We start from the raw sequence: 1,299 nt of genomic DNA, 5'->3' as shown, positions 1-1,299 counted from the left end.
CTGACCTGCCGCGTTGATTTCGGACAGCGGAGTTGATGGTTTCTCTACGCTGCCGTTGCCGGCTGGAGGCCAGCGTAGTGCACCTCGTTCGGGCGCTTGTAGCCGAGCGCTGAATGGCGTCGTCGGGTGTTGTAGAACCCCTCGATGTAGCTGATGACGTCGCGCCTGGCCTGCCGCTTCGTGGCGTAGACGGTGCGGTGGACGCGTTCGTTCTTGAGCGCGGAGAAGAACGACTCTGCCATCGCGTTGTCCCAGCACACGCCCGTTCTGCCCATCGAGGAACGCATCCCCAGGTCCGTGACCAGCTTGCGGTAGTCGCCCGAGGTATAGACGCTGCCGCGGTCGGAATGGAAGATCGCCCGCGGCTCGATCACCGTCGTCGCGGCAGCGTTCTTCAGCGCCGTCTCGACCAGTTCGGTGCGCATGTGATCGGCGATCGACCAGCCCACGACCTTCTTGGAGTAGCAGTCGATCACCGTCGCCAGGTAGACGAACCCCTGCCACGTGTGGATGTACGTAATATCTCCGACGAACTTGACGCCGGCGCGATCGGCGGTGAAGTCGCGTTCCACCAGGTCAGGCATGTCGGCTGCAGCAGCGTCGTCAGCTTCAGTGGTGACCCGAAATGGCCTCGGCTGGCAGGCCACCAGGCCTTCGGAGCGCATGATCTGACGCACCAACTCCGGTGAGCACTCGGTGCCCTCGTCGACCAGGTCGGCGTGGATCCGCCGATACCCGTACGTGCCGTCGGTGGCGGCGAAGAAGTGCCTCACCCTGGCCGTCAGCGCCTGTCTGCGGGCCGCGGTGGCCGAGGTCGGGCGCGAGAGCCAGTTGTAGAACCCAGAGGTCGACACGGCCAGCCAGGCGCACATCTTGTAGAGCGGGTTGGTCTCGGACGGGTCGTTCCTGCAGGAGTCGATGTACTCGTATCGGCTCACGGTCGCTGCTCCCGCGCGAAGTAAGCCGCTGCTTTTTTCAGGAACGCCGTCTCAGCGCGAAGCTCGGAGTTCTCCCGCTCCAGCTCCTTGAGTCGTGCCCGCTCATCGAGCGTCACCTCGGTCTCCGTGCCGCCGTGGGTCTCGCGGTACTTGTTCAACCAGTTCCGCAATGTCTCGGGGCCCACGCCGTAGGCCACCGCGACGTCCTTGATCGTCTTCGAGGTCGTGATGACCTCCTGGCACAGCTCATCCTTGAACTCCTGGCTGAACCGCCTGCGTGATGCACTCACTGCTGGGTCTCATTTCGGTAGGTCCCTCACTTTAGGAGGGTCCACCGTCCGAGATCACCGCAGCAGGCCAG

General features: G+C 63.9%; 1 protein-coding gene. It reads right to left on the bottom strand.

Annotated features, from left to right (window positions below):
- Positions 1-44 precede the first annotated feature (44 nt).
- Positions 45-1,228 (bottom strand): IS3 family transposase gene (locus G6020_RS06480; protein WP_152427882.1). Its coding sequence is split into 2 segments (ribosomal slippage): positions 45-964 and positions 964-1,228, totalling 1,185 coding nucleotides; the frame shifts between segments, so codons are not numbered across the junction.
- Between the last annotated feature and the right edge of the window lie 71 nt (positions 1,229-1,299).

Source organism: Dietzia sp. B19 (assembly GCF_014145155.1).
Classification (GTDB): Bacteria; Actinomycetota; Actinomycetes; order Mycobacteriales; family Mycobacteriaceae; genus Dietzia; species Dietzia natronolimnaea.
Note: the sequence above shows the minus strand (reverse complement) of the source record. Positions and strands in the feature narration are given on the sequence as shown.